Consider the following 19,467-nt stretch of genomic DNA (forward strand, 5'->3'; position numbering starts at 1 on the left):
TGCTGATGGAGACCGTCGCGGCCTATGGCAGCTGGCCGTCACCGATCGACGCCGCGCTCGCCGCCTCGCACGACGGACGCCCCGAATATCTGGGTGCGGTCGGCGACGAGCTGTGGTGGACGGAGCCGCGCCCCGCCGAGGGGGGCCGCCGCGCGCTGGTGCGCGGGACGGCCGGGGGCGGGGGAGCGGTGGTGCTGCCCGCCCCGTGGAACGTGCGCAGCCGGGTGATCGAGTACGGCGGTGTGCCCTGGGCCGGGGCCGCGCGCGCGACCGGCGGCCCGCTCGTCGTCTTCGTCCACTTCCCCGACCAGCGGCTGTACGCGTACGAACCGGACGGCGCGGCCGGACCCCGCCCGCTCACCCCGCTCTCGGCGACCGGCGGCGGACTGCGCTGGGCCGACCCTCGTATTCAGCTGGAGCGGGGCGAAGTCTGGTGCGTACTCGAGGAGTTCACCGGGGAGGGGCCCACCGATGTGCGGCGGGTGATCGCCGCCGTACCACTGGACGGCTCGGCCGCCGAGGATCGTACGGCCGTGACCGAGCTGTCCGACGACCGGCACCGGTTCGTCACCGGGCCCCGGCTCTCGCCGGACGGGCGCCGGGCGGTGTGGATCGCCTGGGACCATCCGGACATGCCCTGGGACGCCACGGTGGTGATGCTGGGCCAAGTCCCTGTGGGGAAAGGCCCGTTCACCGAGGTGCGGCCCGTCGTCGGTGGCGATGGCGAGTCGGTCGCGCAGGCCGACTGGGCGCCGGACGGCTCGCTGCTGTTCGTCACCGACATCGGCGGCTGGTGGGAGCCGCACCGCGTCCGGCCCGACGCGCTCGGAGCGGCCGCGAGTACGTCCCTGTGCCCCGGCCGGGACGAGGAGTTCGGCGGACCCCTCTGGAAGATCGGCCTCCAGTGGTTCCACCCCCTGGACAACGGCCTGATCGCCGTCATCCACGGCCGGGGCACCACCACCCTCGGGGTGCTCGACCCGGCGACCGGCGAACTGACCGACGTGGCGGGGCCCTGGACGGAGTGGTCCGCCACCCTCGCCGTACGCGGCGACCGGGTGGCCGGTGTGGCGGCCGGACCGCACAGCGCGTACGAGATCGTGGAGCTGGACACCACCACCGGGCGCACCCGGGTGATCGGTGCGGCACGCCACGACCCGGTGGACCCCGCGTACTACCCCGAGCCCCGCGCCCGTACCTTCACCGGACCCGGCGGACGCGAGATCCATGCCCGGATCCACCCGCCGCGCCACCCCGAACGAACCGGACCCCAGGGCGAGTTGCCGCCTTACGCGGTATGGGTCCACGGCGGGCCCACCGGGCAGGCCCCGCTCGTACTCGACCTGGAGATCGCCTACTTCACCTCCCGGGGCATCGGTGTCGCCGAGGTCGACTACGGCGGCTCCACCGGCTACGGCCGCGCCTACCGCGAACGGCTGCGCGGGCAGTGGGGGATCGTCGACGTCGAGGACTGCGCGGCCGTCGCGCGGGCGCTGGCCGAGGAGGGCGCCGCCGACCCGGCCAGGCTCGCCGTACGCGGCGGCAGCGCGGGCGGCTGGACGGCGGCCGCCTCGCTCACCACCACCGGGGTGTACGCCTGCGCCACCGTCAAGTACCCCATCCTCGACCTGCTGGGCTGGGCCACCGGCGAGACCCACGACTTCGAGTCCCAGTACCTCGAATCGCTGGTCGGCCCGCTCGCCGAGGTCCCCGGGCGCTACCACGACCGCTCACCGATCCACCACGTCGACCGGATCGCCGCGCCGTTCCTGCTGCTCCAGGGGCTCGACGACACCATCTGTCCGCCCGCGCAGTGTGAACGGTTCCTCGACCGGGCCGCCGGACGCGGCATCCCGCACGCGTATCTCGCCTTCGAGGGCGAGGGTCACGGATTCCGCCGGGCCGATACGATGATCCGCGCTCTGGAGGCCGAACTCTCCCTGTACGCCCAGACCTTCGGGTTCGCGCGCCCCGACGTACCGCGCCTGGAACTGACACGGTGACCGTCACACCGCTGCTCCGGCCCGCCCGGCTGCGCGCCCCGGCTCCCGGGTCGCCGTCGTGGCCCCCAGCGGCCCTGTCCCCGCCGACCGGCTCGACGCCGGGCCGGACATCCTGCGCGGCTGGGGCCTCGACCCCGTGGTGGCCCGCACGTCCTCGCCGCCCACCCCTCCGGCCATCTCGCCGGGGCCGACGAGGAGCGTGCCCGCGACCTCGCGGACGCCTGGTGCGACCCGTCCGTCAGCGCCGTGCTGTGCGCCCGGGGCGGCTGTGGCGCGCAGCGCGTGGTGGAGCTGCTCGACTGGGACGCGGTGCGCGCGGCCGGGCCCAAGGTCTTCGTCGGCTACAGCGACCTCACCGCGCTGCGCGAGGCGTTCGCCGTACGGCTGGGACTGGCCACCCTGCACGGCCCGATGACCGCCACCGTGGCCTTCCTGAACGACGCCACGCCCCGCGAGTCGCTGCGCGCCACCCTCTTCGCGCCCGAGTCGGTGCGCGCCCTCGGCCTGGACACCGCCAGGACCCTGGTCCCCGGCCGGGCGCACGGGGTCATCTTCGGCGGCCGCGCGAGCCTGCTCGCCCCCGGGACCGGCACTCCGTACGCCCGGCCCTCGGCGGCGGGCGGGCTGCTGCTCATCGAGGACATCGACGAGGAGCCGTACCGCCTCGACCGTATCCTCACCCGACTCCTGCGCTCGGGCCGGCTCGACGGGGTCGCGGGGATCGCGCTCGGCTCCTGGGCGCGGTGCGGCCCGTACGACGCCGTACGCGCGCTGATGCTCGACCGGCTCGGCGGTCTCGGCGTCCCGGTCGTCGAGGAGCTGGGTTTCGGCCAGGGCGATCCCGCGCCGACGATCCCGCTGGGCGTACCGGCGGTCCTGCCGCGCCGGCGGGGAAGGCTGGGCGAGCCTCACCCCGGAGACGCCCGCGCTGGCCTGAAACAGGCTCTAGGCTGGCCGGATGCCCGGTCGCCATCCTTCCGCCCCGCTCGCCGAGGGCCCCCGTACGCTCCTGCGCTCCTTCCGCCCCGGCGACGCCGACGAGTTCACCGCCCGTGCCCGCGAGAGCGGGGACCTGCACCGCCCCTGGCTCTTCCCGCCCACGGACGCGGGCGCCTACGCCGCGTACGCGGGCCGGATCATGGAGGACCCCACCAGGGCGGGCCACCTCGTCTGTGACCGCGCCGATGGCCGGATCGCGGGTTTCATCAACATCAACAACATCGTCCGGGGCGCCTTCCGCTGCGGCGCGCTCGGATACGGGGCCTTCGCGCACGCCGCCGGACGCGGCCTGATGGCCGAGGCGCTCGCCCTGGTCCTGCGCCGGGCGTTCGACCCGCACGGCCCGCTCGGCCTGCACCGGCTGGAGGCCAACATCCAGCCGGGCAACACCGCGTCCATCGCCCTCGTACGCCGCGCGGGCTTCCGGCTGGAGGGCTACTCGCCGGACTTCCTCCACATCGACGGCGCCTGGCGCGACCACGAACGCTGGGCGATCACGGCGGACATGGGGGCGGCGGGCGCCGGGAGCCCTTCCGCCTGATCCGCCGTCCGGTGGTCGGCCGGGGTCAGCCGGTGGGGTCCGGCCGGCCCCGGTCGACGTACTCGAAGACCGAGCCGTCCGGGTGTGCCGCGATCAGGTTGCGTCCCGCCGGGGTCACCACCGGGCCCACGACGACCTTGGCGCCGACCTCGGTGAGGGCGGTGTGCGCCGCGTCGAGATCCTTGACGGCGACGGTCGCCGTCACCTTGCGCAGGATCTCCATCTCCGCCTCGGGGCCGCTCATCAGGAGGAAGCAGCTGACGGCGGCGACCGATACCCCGCCGCGCTCGAAGCGGAGCGCGGGACTTCCGGTGAGGCGTTCGTAGAACGCCGCCGAGGTCTCCAGGTCGTCGACGTAGATACGCAGAGTGGTTCCCAGGATTTCCATGCGCAACAGGGTAGTTGGCGAGGGCAGGAGGTGCGCGCGGCCGAGTTGGCGGCGGTACGCCAGGTGTGCGAGCGGAGCACCGACTCGTGGTGCCCATGGGTGTAGACGGCGGTCTCTTTCGGCATGACCGGACTCCCTGGTCGTACGGGTGGAGCGGTGGGGCCGCGCTACGCCTCCGCGCCGGATGGTGAGATGCACATCTCGCCATGTGAGCGGTGCGGTTCTTCTTCCGGGGGCGCCGCACGCGGTCGCTCCCTGAGCGCCGGGCGCGAAACCTCCGTATAACTGGCTCAAGGGATGAAGTGGTGCGAAGCGGCTCCATCAGGCGCGGGAGGTGGCGGTATGTGTCCCACGGTGGTCGGGGGGCGTGGCCCCGTACGGTTCGCGCCGGCCGCGCCCGGGGCCGGGCTGCCCGCGCTGCCCGAGCTGGTCGGGGTCTGCGCGGCGGCGGCCGGCCGGACCCTGCCGGAGCCGCCCGGCGGCTCCGCGGTCCTGCGGGCGGCGGCCTGCGGCTACTGGCGGCGCCGGGGGCTGCGCGGCGGTCCCCGGGACATGGCGGTGGCGCCCGGCGCGCAGCCGCTGCTGTTCGCGCTGCTCGCCGCGTACGGCGGGGACGTCCTGATGCCCCGCCCCTGTCCCGCCTGGTGGACTCCACAGGTCCGGCTGCTGGGCAGACCCGCCTACCACGTGCCCGCCCCGGCGGACGCGGGCGGCGTGCCCGACCCGTACGCCCTGCTGGAGACCGTGCGGCGGGTACGGGCCGAGGGCGGCGTCCCCACCGTCCTGCTGCTCTCCGTCGCCGACGACCCCACCGCCACCGTCGCTCCGCCCGAACTGGTCCACGAGGTCTGTGAGGCGGCCATCGGAGAGGGGCTGCACGTCATCAGCGACGAGACCTGGCGCGACACCCTGCACCGGCCGCACGAGACGGTGCTGCTCAGCCCCGCCGAGATGTGGCCCGACGAGGTCGTGATCGTCTCCGACGCGGCGGGCTCGCTGCTCCCGGCCGCCTGGCCGATGGCCGTCGCCCGCTTCCCCACCACCGCGACGGGCGCCGCCCTGCGGGCGAGGACGGTGGACATCCTCACCGCGCTCGGCGCGCTGGTCGCGGGGCCGGTCGGGGCCGCCGCCGCCCACGCGCTCGACGAACCCGCCGCCGTCACCGCCAGGGCGCGCGCCGCCGCCGCGCTGCACGCGCGCGTGGCCGCCGCCGCGCACCGGGCGGTGCTCGACTGCGGCGGACTCGCCAGGACCCCGCAGTCGGGCCGCCACCTCTACGCCGACCTCGGCCCGTTGCGCGCCCGGCTGGCGGACCGGGGCGTGGGCGACTCGATGGAGCTGGAGGACCATCTCGGCGCGCGCCTCGGGATGCCCGTCGCGGGCGGCCATCGGTTCGGCGACGAACTGGGCGCGCTGCGCGTACGGTTGCCGACCGGACCGCTGCTCGGCACCGCCCCGGCCGAGCGCCTGGAGTCCCTCGCCGCGCCGGACCCGCTGGCCCTGCCGCAGGTCGCCCAGGCGCTGGACATGCTCAGGTCCGTACTCGACGAGCTGCGCTGAGGGCCGCTCAGCCCGTACGGCGCCGTCTGCGCCAGAACGCGGGCGCGGCGCTCAGCAGCACCGTCAGGGCCACCGCCGCGAGCACCCCCTCCCACGGCTCGGGGAAGAGCGCGCCGCCGCCCACCCCGATCAGCATGTACGTCGCCGACCAGGCCAGACAGGCCGGCGCATCGCCCCGGGCGAACCGGCGCAGCGGCCACTCGCCGAGCAGACAGGCCAGCATCACCGGGATCCGCCCGGCCGGCACCAGCCGGGACAGCACCAGCACCGTCACCCCGTTCTCCCGCAGCTTGAGCCGCGCCTGCTCCAGCCGGTCGGGCGGGGCGTGTCTGCGCAGCGCGGCCAGCCGGCGCGAGCCGTTCTTCGAGCGCACCCCGCGTTGCCCGAGCCAGTACAGCGAGATGTCGCCGAGGAAGGCGGCGCACGACGCGACGAGGAAGACGCAGACCATCGGGAACGGACCGCTCTGGTGGAAGGCCACCACGGCGGCCGAACTCACCACCGCGCCCGTCGGCACCACCGGCACCAGCGCGCCCAGCGCCACCAGCAGAAACACCGACGGATAGCCGACGGCCTGCTGGGTGGACTCGGGCGGCAGCTCCGCCAGCCGCGAGACGATCCGGTCGATCATGGTTCGCCCCCCGCCGCCACGCTCTCCCCGTGCCGCAGCAGATGCACGGTCACCTTGGGGGCCAGCTCGGCGGCCTTCCGCACGAACTCGTCACCCGGGCCGTGGAACTCGTACGGCCTGACCGCGTCCAGACCGATCGGCCAGTAGGTGCCGTAGTGCACCGGCACCGCCGCGCGCGGCGCCAGCCGGACCAGCGCCTCGGCCGCCCGCCCGGCGTCCAGATGCCCGGCCCCCAGCCGCGGCCCCCAGCCGCCGACCGGCAGCAGCGCCACATCGACGGGCCCCACGGCGTCCGCCATCGACGCGAAGAGCCCGGTGTCGCCCGCGAAGTACGTCCGGGACGCGCCGCTGATCACATAGCCGAGCGCGGGGGAGCGGTGCGGCCCGACCGGCAGCCGCCGCCCGTCGTGCGACGCCGGGACCGCCCGTACCCGTACCGCCCCGATCTCGACCTCGTCGCCCACGTCGACCTCGGTGATCCGCAGCCCGGCGGGGTGACGGCGCGCGTCCAGCCGCCGCAGCCCCGGCACCGAACGCTCCGCGTCGCGCGGCACGATCAGCCGGGTGCCGGGCGCGAGCCCGGCCAGCGACGGCAGATGCAGATGGTCGGAGTGCAGATGCGAGATCAGCACGGCGTCGGCGACCGACGCCCCCGGCGGCGGTACGGGCCCCCGGCGGCGGCGCAGATGGGCCATCCGGCGGACGAAGAGCGGGTCCGTCAGCAGCCGGACCCCGGAGTCCTCGACCGTACAGGCGGCATGGCCCCACCAGGTGATGACAGTTCCCAACCCGACCACCGCTCCTGTCCGCGCCCCTGACCGGCTTTCAGCGTACGGCGCCGGTGCCAGGGGGCGTGCGGGACGGAGCGCGGCCCTCGCCGACGCGCCCGTCCACGCCCTCGCGACCACCTGCCGCGCGCCTGCCCCGCCGGGGTGCGCGCGGGTTAGGGTCTGGCGGACGGAGCACAGGTCAGGGGGACGGGGAGACGGGGGACCGGCATGGGCGAGCTACGTGTGGCGGTGATCGTCAGCCGGACCCCGCTGGAGGAACTCGACCGGGAGCCCTTCCTCGTGGACACCCGTGCCCAGCACGCGATGTGCGCGCGCTGGGCCGAGGCCAAGGGGTACGCCGTCGTGCGGCAGCTGCTCCTCTACCGGCTGCGTCCCGACCACGGCGGCGTGTGGCGGGATGTCGACGCGGGGCTGGTGGACGTCTTCGTCGCGGCCAGCGAGCGGGTGCTCGACCGCGCGTTCACCTCGGTGCCCGGGTTCCTGGCGGAGTGCGGACGCCGGGGCGTACGGCTGGAGACGGTGGGCCTGGCCGAACCCCGGTACGACGCCGCGATGAAGGCCGAGGTCCACCGCAGACTCTCGATACCGACGGTCGGGTACCGCGGCGGCTGACCGCACGGCCTGTGCGACGCTGGGGACGGAGCCCGTGAGCCGTACGGGCGGGCCCTGACATGAGGTGGGAGAAGCGGTGCGCAAGGGGCGATGGCGGACGACGGTCGGCGCCCTGCTGCGGGTGATCGTCGTCTGGGCGGTGTCCACCCTGACGATGCTGGCGCTCGCCGGGATCCTGCCGGACTTCAGCCTCCAGTCCGCCGACGGGGACAGCCCCACCCGGATCGCGGTCACCGCCGCCTGGGGCGCGGGCGCGTTCGGTCTGCTCGGCGCGCTGGTCTGGCCCGTGCTCGTACGGGCGTTGCTGCTCGTCCCCGCGCTCGTCCTCGGGCTGCTGGTGTTCTTCCTCAACGGCTCGCTGCTGTGGATCGCGCTGCGGCTCATCCCGGACGGCCGGGGCGCCGCCGACCCGGAGACGGCGGTGGTGGTCGCCGCCGTGATGTCCGCCGTCGCCTCCGCGACCTCCACCGCGCTCGCGGTCGGTGACGACGACGCGTACCGGCGGCGTCTCTCGCGCCTCGCCGACCGGCGCCGCCGCAGGACCGGCGAGGACGGACGGCACGGCGGGGTGCCCGGCACGGTCTTCCTCCAGCTCGACGGGGTGGGGCACCGGGTGCTGCTGGACGCGGTGGAGCGGGGGCTGATGCCGCAGGTCGCGACCTGGCTCGGGGCGGGGACCGGCGGGGCCGCGGCCACCCACCGGATCACCCCCTGGCGTACCGACTGGTCCAGCCAGACCGGCGCCACCCAGCTGGGCATCCTGCACGGCAGCAACCATGACGTCCCCGCCTTCCGCTGGTACGAGAAGGACACCGGCCGGATCGTGGTCAGCAGCCGCCCGGCGAGCGCCGCCGAACTCCAGCGCCGGGCCATCGAACGGACCGGGGACGGCGGGCTGCTGACCGTGGACGGCGCCAGCCGGGGCAACCTCTTCAGCGGCGGCGCGGACCAGCTCGCGCTGGTGCTGTCGATCGCCGCCCGACGCGGCCGGGCCAACCGCTCCAGGGCGGGCTACTTCGCGTACTTCTCCGACCCGGCCAACGCCGTCCGTACCGCTGTCTCCTTCGTCTCCGACGTCGGCCGCGAGATCGCCCAGTCCGTCCGGGCCCGGCTGCGCGGTGACCGGCCGAGGGTGAGCAGGGGCGGGCTCTATCCGCTGATCCGGGCCTTCGCGACGGTCGTCCAGCGGGACGTGGTGGTCACCGCGGTCATCGGCGACATGCTGGCGGGCCGTACCGCCGTCTACGCCGACCTCGTCGCCTACGACGAGGTCGCCCACCACTCGGGCCCGCACAGCCGGGACGCCGCGCAGGTCCTGTCCCGGCTCGATCGCGCGGTGGGCCTGATCGCGAGGGCCGCCGAGCACGCGCCGCGTACGTACCGGATCGTGCTGCTCTCCGACCACGGGCAGAGCCCCGGCGAGACCTTCGAGGGCGCCTACGGGCTCACCCTGCGGGACCTGGTCAGGGCGGGCTGCGGACTGCCCGTGCCCCGCAGGGCCGAGCGGACGCGGAGCGGCGCGGAGGCGCGCGACGCCGCGCGCCACGCGGTGCGCGGTGCGCTCCACCGGCCGGAGCCCACCGGGGAGAAGCCGGTACGGGGCTCCGACCCGGTCGTGCTGGCCTCCGGGAACCTCGCCCTGATCTCGTTCCCCGACGCACCGGGGCGGATGACCCGCGAGCACATCGACCGGCGCCACCCCGCGCTGCTGCGCACCCTCGCCGGCCACCCGGGGATCGGCTTCCTGCTGGTCGCGAGCGAGGAGCACGGCTCGGTGGTGCTCGGCCCCGGCGGCGCGGAGATCCCGGTGGCCGCGCTGACGGACGACGGCCCGCTCGCCGCGCTGGGCCCCGGCGCCGCCGAGGCCGTACGGCGCACCGACGGCTTCCCGCACGTCGCCGACATCATGGTCAACTCCATGTACGACCCCGGGACCGGCCGGGTGCACGCCTTCGAGGAACAGATCGGCTCGCACGGCGGACTCGGCGGCGACCAGGCGCGCCCCTTCCTGCTGTCGCCGCTGGCGCTCTCGGAACCGGTCCCGGCGGGCGGTGAACTCGTGGGCGCCGAGCGGGTGCACGGGGTGCTGCGGCGCTGGCTGCGCGAGGGCAGCGGGCCGCAGGTGCCGCTGGGAACGACCGGGGCGGCGACCGGTCCGGTGGCGAATGCGCGCACGACCGGCGCACGAACCACCGAGGGTGAGCCGGACTCGGCGTAACTCCGGTCCTCCCTGCGGGCGATTTCCGCCGGTAGCAGGACGGGGTGCGTGCGTACCTGGGCAGGGGTCGCATGTCCAGGAGGTCGTGCCCATGCGCCGTACCGCTTCCGCACCCCCGTGCACCGCCGCGGCGGCCGCCCGCGCCGCGGGCGCACGCCGGGCCGCGCTGGCGGGCCTGCTGGCCCTGACCATCCTGCTCGGCCTGTCGCTGGAGTCCGGCGCCGCGCTCGCGTGGGGCGCGCAGCCCCCGCCGTCCGCGTCGGGCCCCTGCGACCCGGGGAGCGACGGCCGGGGCGAGATGCAGCGGGACACCCCCGAGACCGAAGAGGTGACCCCCGCCAGGACCGAGCGGCCGGGCCGGGCGCGGGTGGATGCCCCCGACCTCCTCTGCACGTACGGGCCGAGGCTCCCCCCGTACCCCGGCCGGTGTGTGCGGGACGCGCTCCCGGCGGCCCCCGGCGCCGCCCGCTGTGCGGTGCTGCGCTGCTGACAGGACCCTGCCCGGTCCCGTACGTCCAGCAGCCGATCCAGCACCGTCCCACAGTGAGGAACACCGCCATGCCCATCGACCTCTTCGCCGCCCTCAACGCCATGATCCGAGCCGAGGCCGCCCGTACCGACGAAGCTGCCACCCGGCTCCGCCCCCCGAGCAAGGGAAGGCCGGAACCGGTCACCGCGTCCGCGTCGTCCGTGTCATCGGACTCCGAGCCGGACGAGAGCGGTACGGCGGCGCGCTAGCCGCCCCCGGCCGGCCGCGCTCGCACGAGGGCGTGGCCGGCCGGACCACTTCACCCGCGCGCCGCCGCCGGGCTCCCGCGTTCGACCAGCGCCGGGAGCGGCAGCCGTACGGTCCCGCCGCCGCCGTCGGGCAGCGTGGCCGGCTCCCGCGCGGCGGTCCCGCCGCCCCGACCGGATCGCGGGAGAGGCCGTCAGCCCGGGGCGGACCGGTCGGCGCAGGGCGGAGTCCTCCCGGGAGACCACCGAGACATCGCCGGGTACGGAGAGACCGAGCCCGGCCATGACGGCCGTTCCGGCCACGGCCATCACGTCGTTGTCGTGGACCAGCGCGGTCGGCGGGCGCTCCTCCGCCGGCACCCCGGCGGGTCGCCGCCGTGCCCTGGGGGTCGGAGCGGTCGGTGGCCAGGACGCGGACCTCGGTCAGGCCGTACCGGTCGGCCTCGGCCCGCAGTGACCTGACGCGCCGTTCGGTGCGGGCGGGCGACGGCGGCCCCGCGACATGCGCGATCCGCCGGTGCCCAGCCCGTACAGCCTGCCGAGGACGGCCGCCATGGCACCCGCGTCGTCGGCCCGGACCTGCGAGAGCCCGGGGTGCGGCGCGCCGCCCTCGCCGGACGGCGCGCCGATGACGACGGCGGGCAGCCCCAGCTCGGCCAGGAGCGCGGACCCGAGGATCTGCGGTCCTCGGGTCCACGACGAGGACACCGTCGACCCGCTGCTCCGCCCACCAGCGGCGGTGGACCGCGCACTCCGCGCGCACATCCTCCACGACCTGGAACAACAGGACCAGTTGACGGTCTGGCAGGATCTCCTGGAACACGGAGACCGACGGGAGGAAGAACGAGTCGACGCCCAGGGTCGCGGCGGGCCCGGCCGGCATCAGCACCACGGTCGCGGCGCCCTCCCCGGAGAGCGCTCGGGCGGCGGCGCCGGGTCCCCGGCCCAGCTGTTCGGCCACTCGGCGGACCCGGTCGCGGGTCACCTCGCAGACCCCGGGCGGTCGTTGAGCGCGAAGGACACGGCGCTCTCCGACACCCCGGTGCGCCGGGCGATGTCTTCATCGTCGGAGGGCGCGCCGGGGTGCGCCCGGTCACCGGGGTCTCCCCGGCCGCCGGCGGTCCGCTGCCACCCGCGTACCTCTCGACAGGGGGGCATCACAGGGCTTTTCCGGTTGTACCGGACGAGCTGTGTGCAACCCCGGACCCATGCGCTTGAGGCGTCACGCCAAAGCACATGAGTCAACTGCCGCAAGAAAAGCGAAAAGCTGGCCCGAGCTGCCGCAAGGCGGGCGGGACAGGGGTTTCGCGCCAAGAGTCTGTTGACTTTCCAGCCAGCGCCTTGCAGGGTCTGCTGGGCATAAGCAACGAGCGAAGGAGCCGTTCACCGTGCGCATCTCCCGCAGAGCAGTCGCCGTAGCCACTGTTCTCGCCACCGTCCTGCCGCTCAGCGCCTGCGGCGGAGGATCGGACGACGAATCCTCCGACTCCTCCGGCGCGGTCGAGGGGCAGATCACCTTCCAGACCTGGAACCTCCAGGCCAATTTCAAGGACTACTTCAACGGAGTCATCAAGGACTTCGAGAAGAAGTACCCGGATACGGAGGTGAAGTGGGTCGACCGGCCCGCCGAGGGCTACGCCGACAAGCTCAGCGCGGACGCCGCCGGCGGCACCCTGCCCGACGTCGTCAACGTCTCCCCCGACCTGGTGGCCCCGCTGGCCAAGGCGGGGATCGCGCTCGACCTCGACAAGGACAAGACCGCGGCCTCCTACGGCAAGGAGTATCTGCCGGGCGCCTGGAAGAGCCATCGGATACCGGGCCTGGAGGGTACGTACGGCTTCCCCTGGTATCTGAACACCGGCCCGACGTTCTACAACAAGCGCCTGTTCAGCGAGGCCGGTCTCGACCCCGAGCAGCCGCCCACCACCTACGACCAGCTCTTCGAGGACGGTCTGAAGCTGGCCGAGCGGAGCGGTGGGAGGATCGCCGCCCTCGCCCAGGTGCCCACGATCGAGGACTTCGGCCGCTACGGCGTCCAGCTGATGAACGAGGAGGGTACGGGCTTCGCCTTCAACGACGCGAAGGGCGTCGAACTCCTCACCCGCTACAAGAAGTTGTTCGACAACAAGGCACTCGACTCGCAGGCGCTCACCGCGACCCCCGAGTCCGCGGGCACCAAGTTCCTCACCGAGTCCGTGGCCATGAACCCGGGCAGCGCGTTGGACCTGGAGAACTTCAAGAAGAAGGCCCCGAACCTCTACGAGAACATCGGGATCACGGACCAGATCAGCAACACCGGCAAGGCCAATATGTACGTCATGGGCGTCATGGTCAACTCCCGTACCAAGGAGAAGCCCGCGGCCGTGGAGTTCGCCCACTTCGTCACGGACGCGACGCGCCAGATGTCCTTCGCCAAGAAGGTCGCGATCTTCCCCAGCACCGAAGGCTCGCTGGACGACCCGTACTTCACCGAGGAGGACGGCACCGATGTGACCCGGGTCAGGGTCGCCGCCGCCAAGTCCCTGAAGAACGCGGTCAATTACATGCCCGTCCTGTTCAGTGAGCAGATGAAGACCGAGCTGCGCAACCAGGTGGCGAAGGCGCTTCAGGGGAAGCAGAGTCCGCAGGAGGCGCTCGACCAGGCCGTACGCGCCTGCGACCGGCTTCTCGAGCAGAGCTGAGAGCCGGGCCCCACGCGCCATGACAAGCCCCACCACCGGGCCGCACCGCCCGGCCGCCGCCTTGGCGGGGACCACGCACCGGAGCAGCCGCTCCGGCCGTGGTCCCCCGAGCGGCCGTGGGCGACGCCCCGGTCGGCGGACACCACGGTGCACGTCGCGTCGACGATCGGCGCCGGATACGGCTCGTACCCCCGCGGCAGCCGGTCGAGTGTCTCGCGCGGTGTGTCCATGGCCGGGTCGCCCAGCGCGGTCCCGGTGAACCGGGGCACGTAACCGGCTTCCGGCAGAAGGGAGTTGCGCTCCCGCGCCGGCACATCGAGATGCTCGGCCAGCCGTAGCACCATCTCCTCGACGGGTTGGTCTCGATGAAGCTGATGTGCCGCGCGGACGAGTCGGCCCGGAGCGCCGGCTCCAGCCGGCCCACCCGGCGCCAGTCCCACGCGGCAGGGGGCCGATCGTGGGAGTGGGAACCGTCATGGGAGGACCGTAGGGGAGCGGCCGGACAGGGTATTCGAGTGGTGTGTACGGTACGGCGTGTCGGTTCGGGGGTGGTGGTGCGGCGTAGGGTCGGCCGCGTTGTCGCCCGCACCAGCCGAGGAGCCCCGGCCATGGCCGCAGAGCCGCTGTCGCAGCACGAGACCGAGGACCGGCTGGGGGCGCTGCCCGGCTGGTCGCTGACGGACGGGCGCCTCGCCCGGACGTACCGGCTCGCCACCCACTTCGGCGCGGCCGCGATGACGGTCCATATCGCCCGGATCCAGGAGGAGTTGAACCACCACTCCGAGCTGACCCTCGGCTACTCCACGGTCGCGCTCGCCGTCAGCACCCATGACGCGGGCGGCGCCGTCACCGCGCTGGACTTCACTCTCGCCGCCCGCGTCGAGGAGATCGCCCCGGCCCACGGCGCGCGCTGACCACAGTGCCCTCGGTCCCGCGCGGGGATCCGAGGGCGCTGTGGTGTGTTCGGTGTGTCCCGGTCAGACGTTGAGCGTGGCCGGATCGGGGCCGATGCGCTTGCCCTCGTCGAGCGCGGTGAACGCCGCCAGGTCGTCGGCGTCCAGCTCGAAGTCGAAGACCTCGATGTTCTCCCGGATCCGCGCGGGGGTCACGGACTTCGGGATCACCACATTTCCCAGCTGGAGGTGCCAGCGCAGCACCACCTGGGCCGGGGTCCGCTCGTGCTTGCGCGCGATGGCGACCACGGTCGGCACCTCCAGGAGCCCCTTGCCCTGCCCCAGCGGGGACCACGCCTCGGTGGCGATGGAGTGGCGGGCGTGGAAGGCGCGGGACTCGGCCTGCTGGAGCTGCGGGTGCAGCTCGATCTGGTTGACGGCGGGGACCACGGAGGTCTCGCCGAACAGCCGCTCCAGGTGCTCGGGCAGGAAGTTCGACACGCCGATCGACCGGGCGCGGCCCTCCGAGAGGATCTTCTCGAACGCCTTGTACGTGTCGACATAGGTGTCGGCGGCCGGCCTGGGCCAGTGGATGAGGTACAGGTCGACATGGTCCAGGCCGAGCTTGGCCAGCGAGACGTCGAAGGCGCGCAGGGTCGAGTCGTAACCCTGCTCGCTGTTCCACAGCTTCGTCGTGACGAAAAGCTCCTCGCGGGCGATCCCGGACGCGGCGATGGCCTTGCCCGTGCCCTCTTCGTTGCCGTAGATGGCGGCGGTGTCGATGCTGCGGTAGCCGGCCTCCAGCGCCGCGCCGACGGCCTGCGCCGCTTCGTCGTCCGGCACCTGCCAGACGCCGTAGCCGAGCTGGGGCATCTTGATGCCGTTGTTGAGCGTGAGGGCGGGGACCTTGGTCACGAGCGCTCGATCCTAACGTTGCCGGTTGCTTCCTTGTGGTCCAACGATCGTGGAGGCGGCCGGATTCCCCGACCCGCCCGTTCAACGGTAGAGCGCGTCGACCTCGGCCGCGTAGGCGGCCTCTATCGCCTTGCGCTTCAGCTTCAACGACGGTGTGAGCAGCCCGTGTTCCTCGCTGAACGGATGCGCCAGGATCCGGAACGTACGAATCGACTCGGCCTGCGACACCGAGGTGTTCGCCGCCACCACCGCACGCCGGATCTCCGTCTCCAGATCCCGGTCCCGCACCAGCTCGGTCACCTTGAGCGGTGGTTTGCGCCGGATGGTCAGCCAGTGCTCGACGGCCTCCGGATCCATCGTGATCAGCGCGGCGATGTACGGCCGGTCGTTGCCGACCACGATGCACTGGGCGACCAGCGGATGTGCCCGTACCCGCTCCTCCAGCGCCGAGGGCGACACGGTCTTGCCGCTGGAGGTGACCAGGAGGTCCTTCTTCCGGCCGGTGATGGTCAGATAACCGTCCTCGTCGAGGCTCCCCAGATCGCCGGTGGCCAGCCAGCCGTCGTGCAGGACGGCGTCGGTGGCCTTCCGGTCGTTCAGATACCCGGCGAAGAGATGGCCGCCCCGGAGCCATATCTCGCCGTCCTCCGCGATGCGCACCGACGTCCCGGGGATCGGCTGCCCGACCGTGCCGTACCGGGTGCGCTCGGGCGGGTTGGCCGTGGCCGCCGCGCAGGACTCGGTCAGCCCGTACCCCTCGTACACATTGACCCCTGCGCCCGCGAAGAACAGTCCGAGCCGCCGGTCCATCGCGGAGCCGCCGGACACGGCGTGCCGCACCCGCCCGCCCAGCGCGTCGCGGACCTTGCCGTAGACGGCCTTCTCGAAGAACTGGTGCTGGATCCGCAGCCCGGCCGAGGGGCCGGGGCCGCTGCCGAAGGCCCGGTCCTCCAGCGCCTCGGCGTACCGCACCGCCACCTCGACGGCCCGGTCGAAGGCGGCGGCCCTGCCCTCGGCCTGCGCCCGTCTGCGCGCCGCGTGGTAGACCTTCTCGAACACATAGGGCACGGCCAGCACGAAGGTCGGCCGGAGTGCGGCGAGATCGGGCAGCAGGGCGCTCGCCTGGAGCACGGGCTGATGGCCCAGCTTGACCCGGCCGCGTACCGCCGCGACCTGGATCATCCGCCCGAAGACATGCGAAAGCGGCAGGAAGAGCAGGGTCGACGCCTCCACGTCCGCCCTGGCGCGGAAGACCGGCTCCCAGTGCTTCAGCAGGGTGTCCGTCTCGAACATGAAGTGCGCGTGGGTGAGCACACACCCCCTGGGGCGGCCGGTGGTGCCCGAGGTGTAGATCACCGTGGCGACCGAGCCGGGCGTCACGGCCCTGCGGTGGCGGTGCACCGTCTCGTCGTCGATCCCCGCGCCCGCCGCGCACAGCTCCGCCAGGGCACGGGCGTCCAGCTGCCAGAGCCGCCGCAGCCGGGGCAGCCGCCCGATCACGGAGCCCACCGTCATCGCGTGGTCCTCGTGCTCGACCACACAGGCCGAGACCTCGGCGTTGTGCAGCGTCCAGTAGACCTGCTCGGCCGAGGACGTCGGATAGACCGGTACGGGCTGGGCGCCGACGGTCCACAGCGCGAAGTCGAAGAGCGTCCACTCGTACCGCGTACGGGACATGATCGCGACCCGGTCGCCGAACCGCACGCCCTGCGCCAGCAACCCCTTGGCCAGCGCGAGCACCTCGTCACGGAAGTCCGCCGAGGTCACATCCCGCCAGCGCCCCTCCGCGTCCTTGCGGCACAGCGCGACCCTGTCCGGATCGGACCGGGCATGGTCGAACACCATGTCGGCGAGCCCACCGACCTGAGGGGCGGCCGGCAGAGGGGGGACGGTGAACTCGCGCAATGACTCGCTCCTTGTGGCGCTCCGCACCAGCGCCGGTGACGGTACCCCACCACGCGGCCTCGGGGCAGAGCCTGTACACAACCTGGACAGAGCCCCATCACCACAGGTCAGCAGGGTGAAAGACATGTAATCGGATGGCGGGAACCAGCCATCGGACCCCCGGGCGGGGGCTGTGCCGGGGAATCTCCACCGAATCCGTACGCCGCGATCACCACCGCTCTACCCCCTACCGCCATGGAACCGGACCCACCGGCTCCCGGAGCCGCTCGCCGCCCGCCAGCACCGCCGCCGCCAGCGCGTCCGCCGCCTCCCGCGTCGCGCCGTGCCCGGGGGCCCGGCCGTGCAGCAGGACGAAGTCCATCTCGCCCAGCTCCGGCAGCCCGGCCCGCGCGGGCACCGGCACCAGCCCCGGCGGGATCAGCTCCCGGGTGTGCGCCATCACCCCGAGCCCCGCGCGGGCCGCCGCGACCAGCCCGTTCAGGCTGGTGCTCGTACACGCGATCCGCCACCCCCGGCCGTGCGCCTCCAGCACCTCCAGCGCCCTGGCCCGGGTGAGCGCGGGCTGCGGGAAGACGACCAGCGGGACCGGTCGGCCGGGGTCCAGCCGCAGCCGCGGCGCGCCTATCCAGGTCAGGGCGGAGCGCCGGACCAGCTCGCCGTGGGTGTCCCCGGTGCGCCGCTTGGCGAGCACCAGGTCGAGCCGGCCGGCCGCCAGCCGTTCGTGCAGGGTGCCCGACAGCTCGACCGTCAGCTCCAGATCGACCTCCGGATGGTCCCGCTGGAACGACTCCAGGACCTCCGGCAGCAGGGTGAGGACGAAGTCCTCCGAGGCACCGAACCGCAGCCGCCCGCGCAGCCGGGTCCCCGCGAAGAAGGCCGCCGCGCGGCCGTGCGCCGCCAGGATCGTCCGGGCGAAACCGAGCATCGCCTCGCCGTCCTCGGTCAGCTCCACGCGGTGGGTGTCCCGGCTGAACAGCGGCCGCCCCGTCTCCCCCTCCAGCCTGCGGATGTGCTGGCTCACCGTGGACTGGCGCACCCCCAGCCGACGGGCCGCCTGCGTGAAACTCAGCGTCTGCGCCACGGCGAGGAAGGTGCGCAGCTGCCCCGGGTCGTACATGGGCGCCAGGCTATCGCGTAACGCGATGACAGTAAGAGCGGTATGCGGGATTCCCGATCAAGTCGCACAGGTGGACCATGGGGAGGCCCGATCCGTACCCCGAAGCGCGTCAGCAGTGGAGCACATGAACCGCCGCACGTCCCTCATACCGTCCTGGCTGCCCGTCGACCCGTACGTCCTCGCCCTCCTCGCCACCGTCGGACTCGCCGCCCTCCTCCCGGTCTCCGGCGCCGCCGCCGAGGCCGCGGGAGGCGCCTCGACCGGTGCGGTGGCGCTCCTGTTCTTCCTCTACGGCGCCAGGCTCTCCACCCGCGAGATCGTCGAAGGACTGAAGCACTGGCGGCTCCACCTCACCGTCCTGGCCTGCACCTTCGTCCTCTTCCCGGTCCTCGGGCTGGCCGCCCGGGGACTGGTGCCGTACCTCCTGACCCCCCAGCTCCACAGCGGGCTCCTCTTCCTCTGTCTGGTCCCGTCGACCGTCCAGTCGTCCATCGCCTTCACCTCCATCGCCCGCGGCAACGTCCCCGCCGCGATCTGCGCGGGCTCTTTCTCCAGCCTGGCCGGCATCGTGATCACTCCGCTCCTGGCGGCGCTCCTCATCGGCGGTACGACGGGCTTCTCCGCGGACTCCCTCGTCAAGATCGTCGCCCAGCTGCTGCTCCCCTTCGTCGCGGGCCAACTGCTGCGCCGCTGGCTCACCGGCTTCCTCACCCGGCACCGGAAGGCGCTGGGCCTGGTCGACCGGGGCTCGGTGCTGCTGGTCGTCTACACCGCGTTCAGCGAGGGCATGGTCACCGGCATCTGGCACCAGGTGACCCCCGCGAGGCTGGCCGCGCTGCTGGCGGTGGAGGCGGTGCTGCTCGCGGTGATGCTCTCCGTCAGCTGGTACGGAGGCAGGCGGCTCGGCTTCGACCGGGCGGACCGGGTCGCGATCCAGTTCGCGGGCTCGAAGAAGAGCCTGGCGGCGGGGCTCCCGATGGCGAGCGTCCTGTTCGGCGCCCACGCGAGCCTGGCGGTGCTGCCGCTGATGCTCTTCCACCAGATGCAGCTGATGGTCTGCGCGGTCCTGGCGAAGCGCCGGGCGAAGGACGAGGAGGCGCAGGAGGCGCAGCCGACCGGGACCCCGGATGCCCCGGTGCCCACCTCGGAACCTGCCGGGGTACCCACTCCCGGCCGGTGACCACCTGGGCCCGCCGACCCGGTGCCCCACCCCCGGCCGGTGACCATCTGGGTCCGTATCTCCGGTGTCCGCCCTCGCCCGGCGAGCGAGCCGAAGGGGCGCGTCGCTCTCAAAGGGAGGCCGTGCTCGATATGCGGCTCCGCCGGGTGGGCGGAGGTTTCCGAGGTACGAGGAAACCGAGCACGGTCGACCGTCGGCGCCGGCCGAGACGCCCCGGAGGCGAACCGAGCCCCCCAGAGAAGGGGCCCAGCCGGCGCAGGGGGCGCTTCCCGCCGGCCGGGCCCTGATCCCGTGCAGC

At 73.6% G+C, this 19,467-nt stretch carries 19 protein-coding genes and 3 pseudogenes; 12 read left to right on the forward strand and 10 right to left on the reverse strand.

Annotated features, from left to right (window positions below; genetic code table 11):
- Positions 1 to 5: 5 nt before the first annotated feature.
- The 3 genes and pseudogenes from ACIP8W_RS04630 to ACIP8W_RS04640 all read left to right on the forward strand — a co-directional run bounded on the left by ACIP8W_RS04630 (position 6) and on the right by ACIP8W_RS04640 (position 3,543).
- Positions 6 to 2,003, forward strand: coding sequence for a prolyl oligopeptidase family serine peptidase (locus ACIP8W_RS04630; RefSeq protein ID WP_402201931.1), 1,998 nt, complete (start codon positions 6 to 8; stop codon positions 2,001 to 2,003).
- Positions 2,000 to 2,940: pseudogene (locus ACIP8W_RS04635) on the forward strand (LD-carboxypeptidase). The gene ACIP8W_RS04630 and the pseudogene ACIP8W_RS04635 overlap by 4 nt, the downstream one beginning before the upstream one ends.
- A gap of 21 nt (positions 2,941 to 2,961) precedes the next feature.
- On the forward strand, positions 2,962 to 3,543 hold the full coding sequence (locus tag ACIP8W_RS04640; RefSeq protein WP_401952964.1) for a GNAT family N-acetyltransferase: 582 nt from the start codon (positions 2,962 to 2,964) through the stop codon (positions 3,541 to 3,543).
- Positions 3,544 to 3,568: 25 nt separating this feature from the next.
- On the opposite strand, the gene ACIP8W_RS04645 is transcribed toward ACIP8W_RS04640, so the two are convergent.
- The gene (locus tag ACIP8W_RS04645; RefSeq protein ID WP_401952966.1) at positions 3,569 to 3,931 is read right to left on the reverse strand and encodes a VOC family protein; all 363 of its coding nucleotides are present in this window, start codon (positions 3,929 to 3,931) and stop codon (positions 3,569 to 3,571) included.
- Between the two features lie 35 nt (positions 3,932 to 3,966).
- Positions 3,967 to 4,056 (reverse strand): annotated as a pseudogene (locus tag ACIP8W_RS04650) (SAM-dependent methyltransferase); the annotation flags it as partial.
- Between the two features lie 217 nt (positions 4,057 to 4,273).
- Here ACIP8W_RS04650 and ACIP8W_RS04655 point away from each other — a divergent pair.
- Positions 4,274 to 5,491 carry an aminotransferase class I/II-fold pyridoxal phosphate-dependent enzyme gene (locus ACIP8W_RS04655; protein ID WP_401952969.1) on the forward strand — a complete coding sequence of 406 codons (1,218 nt, stop codon included), beginning with the start codon at positions 4,274 to 4,276 and terminating at the stop codon, positions 5,489 to 5,491.
- Positions 5,492 to 5,498: 7 nt separating this feature from the next.
- On the opposite strand, the gene ACIP8W_RS04660 is transcribed toward ACIP8W_RS04655, so the two are convergent.
- Together ACIP8W_RS04660 and ACIP8W_RS04665 are read right to left on the reverse strand one after the other, a co-directional pair.
- The gene (locus ACIP8W_RS04660; RefSeq protein ID WP_401952972.1) at positions 5,499 to 6,122 is read right to left on the reverse strand and encodes a DedA family protein; all 624 of its coding nucleotides are present in this window, start codon (positions 6,120 to 6,122) and stop codon (positions 5,499 to 5,501) included.
- A complete protein-coding gene (locus ACIP8W_RS04665) occupies positions 6,119 to 6,910 on the reverse strand; it encodes an MBL fold metallo-hydrolase (protein WP_402201933.1) in 792 nt (263 codons plus the stop codon). The genes ACIP8W_RS04660 and ACIP8W_RS04665 overlap by 4 nt, the downstream gene beginning before the upstream one ends.
- Before the next feature lie 210 nt (positions 6,911 to 7,120).
- On the opposite strand from ACIP8W_RS04665, the gene ACIP8W_RS04670 reads away from it, so the two are divergent.
- The 4 genes from ACIP8W_RS04670 to ACIP8W_RS04685 all read left to right on the forward strand — a co-directional run bounded on the left by ACIP8W_RS04670 (position 7,121) and on the right by ACIP8W_RS04685 (position 10,481).
- Entirely contained in the window at positions 7,121 to 7,525 is a 405-nt protein-coding gene (locus ACIP8W_RS04670) for a hypothetical protein (protein ID WP_401952978.1), read from the forward strand.
- Between the two features lie 76 nt (positions 7,526 to 7,601).
- Complete coding sequence (locus ACIP8W_RS04675) at positions 7,602 to 9,743, forward strand: phage holin family protein (protein WP_401952980.1); 2,142 nt, start codon at positions 7,602 to 7,604, stop codon at positions 9,741 to 9,743.
- A gap of 91 nt (positions 9,744 to 9,834) precedes the next feature.
- Positions 9,835 to 10,233 (forward strand): hypothetical protein, encoded by a 399-nt coding sequence (locus tag ACIP8W_RS04680; protein ID WP_401952983.1) that lies wholly within the window; start codon positions 9,835 to 9,837, stop codon positions 10,231 to 10,233.
- A gap of 68 nt (positions 10,234 to 10,301) precedes the next feature.
- Positions 10,302 to 10,481 carry a hypothetical protein gene (locus ACIP8W_RS04685; RefSeq protein ID WP_401952984.1) on the forward strand — a complete coding sequence of 60 codons (180 nt, stop codon included), beginning with the start codon at positions 10,302 to 10,304 and terminating at the stop codon, positions 10,479 to 10,481.
- Here the strand turns inward: ACIP8W_RS04685 and ACIP8W_RS04690 are convergent.
- A complete protein-coding gene (locus ACIP8W_RS04690) occupies positions 10,437 to 10,787 on the reverse strand; it encodes a hypothetical protein (protein ID WP_401953517.1) in 351 nt (116 codons plus the stop codon). The genes ACIP8W_RS04685 and ACIP8W_RS04690 overlap by 45 nt on opposite strands.
- Here ACIP8W_RS04690 and ACIP8W_RS04695 point away from each other — a divergent pair.
- Positions 10,762 to 10,935: a hypothetical protein gene (locus tag ACIP8W_RS04695; RefSeq protein ID WP_402149673.1), complete on the forward strand. Its 174-nt coding sequence runs from the start codon at positions 10,762 to 10,764 to the stop codon at positions 10,933 to 10,935. The genes ACIP8W_RS04690 and ACIP8W_RS04695 overlap by 26 nt on opposite strands.
- Here the strand turns inward: ACIP8W_RS04695 and ACIP8W_RS04700 are convergent.
- Positions 10,902 to 11,186 (reverse strand): hypothetical protein, encoded by a 285-nt coding sequence (locus ACIP8W_RS04700; protein ID WP_402149652.1) that lies wholly within the window; start codon positions 11,184 to 11,186, stop codon positions 10,902 to 10,904. The two genes, ACIP8W_RS04695 and ACIP8W_RS04700, sit on opposite strands and share 34 nt — an antisense overlap.
- Positions 11,187 to 11,866: 680 nt before the next feature.
- Here ACIP8W_RS04700 and ACIP8W_RS04705 point away from each other — a divergent pair.
- Positions 11,867 to 13,159 (forward strand): ABC transporter substrate-binding protein, encoded by a 1,293-nt coding sequence (locus tag ACIP8W_RS04705; RefSeq protein WP_401952990.1) that lies wholly within the window; start codon positions 11,867 to 11,869, stop codon positions 13,157 to 13,159.
- 119 nt (positions 13,160 to 13,278) lie between these two features.
- On the opposite strand, the pseudogene ACIP8W_RS04710 reads toward ACIP8W_RS04705, so the two are convergent.
- Positions 13,279 to 13,636 (reverse strand): annotated as a pseudogene (locus tag ACIP8W_RS04710) (transcriptional regulator); the annotation flags it as partial.
- Between the two features lie 131 nt (positions 13,637 to 13,767).
- Here ACIP8W_RS04710 and ACIP8W_RS04715 point away from each other — a divergent pair.
- The gene (locus ACIP8W_RS04715; protein ID WP_402149653.1) at positions 13,768 to 14,073 is read left to right on the forward strand and encodes a 4a-hydroxytetrahydrobiopterin dehydratase; all 306 of its coding nucleotides are present in this window, start codon (positions 13,768 to 13,770) and stop codon (positions 14,071 to 14,073) included.
- A 63-nt stretch (positions 14,074 to 14,136) separates the two neighbouring features.
- Here ACIP8W_RS04715 and ACIP8W_RS04720 read toward each other — a convergent pair whose 3' ends face one another.
- The 3 genes from ACIP8W_RS04720 to ACIP8W_RS04730 form a co-directional block, all read right to left on the reverse strand.
- Complete coding sequence (locus tag ACIP8W_RS04720; protein WP_402149655.1) at positions 14,137 to 14,967, reverse strand: aldo/keto reductase; 831 nt, start codon at positions 14,965 to 14,967, stop codon at positions 14,137 to 14,139.
- 81 nt (positions 14,968 to 15,048) lie between these two features.
- Entirely contained in the window at positions 15,049 to 16,872 is a 1,824-nt protein-coding gene (locus ACIP8W_RS04725) for an AMP-dependent synthetase/ligase (protein WP_401952998.1), read from the reverse strand.
- Between the two features lie 226 nt (positions 16,873 to 17,098).
- Positions 17,099 to 17,989, reverse strand: a complete 891-nt coding sequence (locus ACIP8W_RS04730) for a LysR substrate-binding domain-containing protein (RefSeq protein ID WP_401953001.1) — start codon at positions 17,987 to 17,989, stop codon at positions 17,099 to 17,101.
- A gap of 124 nt (positions 17,990 to 18,113) precedes the next feature.
- Between ACIP8W_RS04730 and ACIP8W_RS04735 the strand changes: the two genes are divergently transcribed.
- Complete coding sequence (locus ACIP8W_RS04735; RefSeq protein ID WP_401953003.1) at positions 18,114 to 19,169, forward strand: bile acid:sodium symporter family protein; 1,056 nt, start codon at positions 18,114 to 18,116, stop codon at positions 19,167 to 19,169.
- The last annotated feature ends 298 nt before the right edge of the window (positions 19,170 to 19,467 follow it).

The organism is Streptomyces sp. NPDC088554, from assembly GCF_044752945.1.
Classification (GTDB): domain Bacteria; phylum Actinomycetota; class Actinomycetes; order Streptomycetales; family Streptomycetaceae; genus Streptomyces.